Source organism: Paenibacillus sp. NRS-1782 (genome assembly GCF_050467685.1).
In the GTDB taxonomy this organism is placed as follows: Bacteria; Bacillota; Bacilli; order Paenibacillales; family Paenibacillaceae; genus Paenibacillus; species Paenibacillus terrae_A.
This window is the reverse complement of sequence record NZ_JBITPH010000126.1, coordinates 1-2,856: the sequence shown is the minus strand read 5'-3', so window position 1 is coordinate 2,856 and position 2,856 is coordinate 1. Positions and strand designations below refer to the sequence as shown.

General features: G+C 40.6%; 2 protein-coding genes and 1 pseudogene. All 3 read left to right on the top strand.

The features are described from left to right. A pseudogene (locus ACIFQM_RS25000) lies at positions 1-1,048 on the top strand (hypothetical protein); the annotation flags it as partial. Positions 1,049-1,133: 85 nt separating this feature from the next. After that, a complete protein-coding gene (locus ACIFQM_RS24995) occupies positions 1,134-1,331 on the top strand; it encodes a DUF5659 domain-containing protein (protein ID WP_179031563.1) in 198 nt (65 codons plus the stop codon). 19 nt (positions 1,332-1,350) lie between these two features. Continuing rightward, positions 1,351-2,856: DNA primase family protein (locus ACIFQM_RS24990; RefSeq protein ID WP_430066418.1), on the top strand; the 1,506-nt coding region annotated here is incomplete at its 3' end.

The following is a 2,856-nucleotide window of genomic DNA, read 5'->3' as shown; positions in this document are numbered from 1 at the left end:
TTCCAAATCGGGTCTGTTCGACCAAGTTGTCATTCCAGACGTGATTCGGCATCGGTTTGGAGTGTTGAAACCACAATTTACATTTTTCAAAGACGGAAAAACTTACAACAAGGATCGTAAGCACACCTCGGCTTTAGATCTGCTTGCCAAGTCCATGTTTTCATTTAAGAAATATATAAACCGAATCATGATAGACGATACGGATCGGAAAATTCGGAAACATCAGTTTGAGAATGTATATCAGTACTTTCAAAATTTCGACCTGGATACAGTGTATGTGGATCAAACCATCAATGCGTTAAAGACAACTTATGATACGTTCCTGCAAATAAATAGAGAGCTAACGCAAGAGAAGCAAAGCCTGAATCCATTCGCATCAGACGAGAAGCAGAAGCGATTGCGAAAAGAAGTGGATGCCAAATTTGCGGAGCTATATCGGGAAACGAAGGCAGCAGCAGAAAGCATATGCGATTGTCCTTCTCTACTTGCTACGGCTGCTGTGCGGAAGACTTACGTGGACTCCAAAGCGAAAAAATCGAATAAAAATTATTCCTTTTGTTGGGTGGTCGCCAGTGAAGGAATGCTGCAAAATGTACAGCTTCATTATGAGGATAAAGATAAAGTTTATATCCAGCAGGTTAAAGAGAGCGATGAACACACCTTTGAGTGGCTAGGCCATAACTATACCACGGTGATGAAACGAGAATCCTACACATTACAATGGCCTGAAGGCAAAGATATGAGCATCCCTGACAAGTACCTCAAACGACAGGATGCGAAGCTCGATGATCTCATCGACTATAAAATTTCCTTGGTAAGCAGCGAAAAGAGGACATGGAATCCCAAAGAAGTAGCTGAGAAAATGGTGGGTCAGACATACACCCTGTTCGATGACCGTGGCTGGCTTGGCGTAGCTGAAGGATTGAGTATTGCTCGCAAAACAGGAGATTCCATCCTCAATTGCTATATGAACAAGTCTATAACCATTAAGCAAATTATAAAGACAACAAAGGCTTCCATCATTTGTCTAGCAGACTTCCGAGCTTAACGATGCGGCTTGTCAGCCGGTAGAGAGGGATGTGGGAGGAATTTACCTTTCACATTCCAATCATTAATATATGTGGAGGCCAAATATGGATAGCCATACCATTGTCATTACCCAGTCTCGAATGGCAGGATGGTTGATGTTTAATCGGTTTCATAAAATGGATGAAAAAGTAGATTTAAAGGATTCCAATCGGAAAGTATTTATATTCAAGGATTCACCTCCATTAAGGAAGGCCATGGAACAATATAACGAATTTAAACAGGTAGTCGATAACATCTATTAATAAGGGGGATCATAACAATATGACAATAGCTTTACAAAAACACGATGATAAACACAAGTATTATACCGACCAGTTCATCATTAACGGAAAACGGGTGGATGTACGGAAAAATAGCAATAGCAAGCAAGTAGAAGCTTGGATAGATGGTATGTGGAAGCCGATCACCAAGGAAGATGTGGATAAGCAGTATCGGATACAGTTTGAATATTCTCCCTATGAATTAGAGTTTTCGTATAATGGTGGCAAAACGTGGTGGACATACACGGACGAAAAATATATGACCGATTCGGAACGAGCGTATCTCAAGAAGGAGATCGCGTTTTTTGAGAATTGGGAACTTGAACAACGGATTGCAGAGGAAGAACGGAAAGCGAATGATCCTGAGTATCAAGAGTGGCTTGCCGAACAATATGAAGAATGGTTAGCTCACGAGGAAGAGTATTACCGGAGTCAAAGCAATTCTAAGCTTACATCTCATGTGGATATTCCAGATGTGTTCAAACGCGATGATGAGTCAGCAGGAGAGAATTCCCCCAAATCAATTGAGCCTAATTATATGAAATATTTTGAGATTCATGGAACCCATAAGAAATTTCAGCCTATCTGGTACAGCAAAGATATTTTAGATCAGCATATGAAATGTTTTTTTGACGGTACGTTTTTGTATCGGTATGATCAGGGGGTATATGTCAATGATGGTGAGCGTCACCTGGAGCAATTATCCGTTACCCTGCTGGACAATGAGTTTCGCCATAGTCGGATTAAGGAAGCACGTTATTACATAGAGGCCCAAAGTTATATTGCAGGAACCCAAATGAATATGTTGGACGACTATATTAATGTTAAAAACGGTTTGTTGAATTGGAAAACGGGAGAGTTAAGGGAGCATACGCCTGATAGACGGAGCACCATTCAATTTCCTGTCCTATATGATCCTACGGCCAATGATCCTGCTATGCTTCAGTTTATCGAATCTGTACTGGAACAGGATACGCATGCAACTTTATTTGAAATGATTGGCTATTTCCTGATCCCCACCTTGGAATATGAAAAAATATTTTTATTCACAGGTACGGGAAGTAACGGGAAATCGGTATTAATTAAAACGATTGAAGCCATGATAGGCAAGGCGAATATATCCAAAGTTAAAATTCAGGATTTGGAAGGCGACAGATCAAGGTTTAAGATTGCTGAACTGTATGGAAAAGTGCTGAATTGCTTTACAGATATCCCTGCGGATGCATTGAACTCTACGGGGAACCTCAAGGTGCTTGCCAGTGGTGAAGGATTAAACGCAGAGAAAAAGGGGAAAGATCCCTTTAACTTTGAGCCATTTTGTAAACTGTTATTCAGCGCCAATGAGTTGCCGAAAAGTAGTGACCATAGTGATGGATTTTTTAGAAGGCTGACGGTGTTTCCTTTTACTCGAAAATTTACGGATCAACAAAAGGATACGAAATTAATTCATAAACTGACGACTCCATCCGCTTTATCGACATTATTGAATTATGCGCTTGAGGGCTTA

Bases quoted from the DNA above. Each gene is read 5' to 3' on its own strand.
- ACIFQM_RS24995 (WP_179031563.1), top strand. From the start codon at position 1,134: ATGGATAGCCATACCATTGTCATTACCCAGTCTCGAATGGCAGGATGG.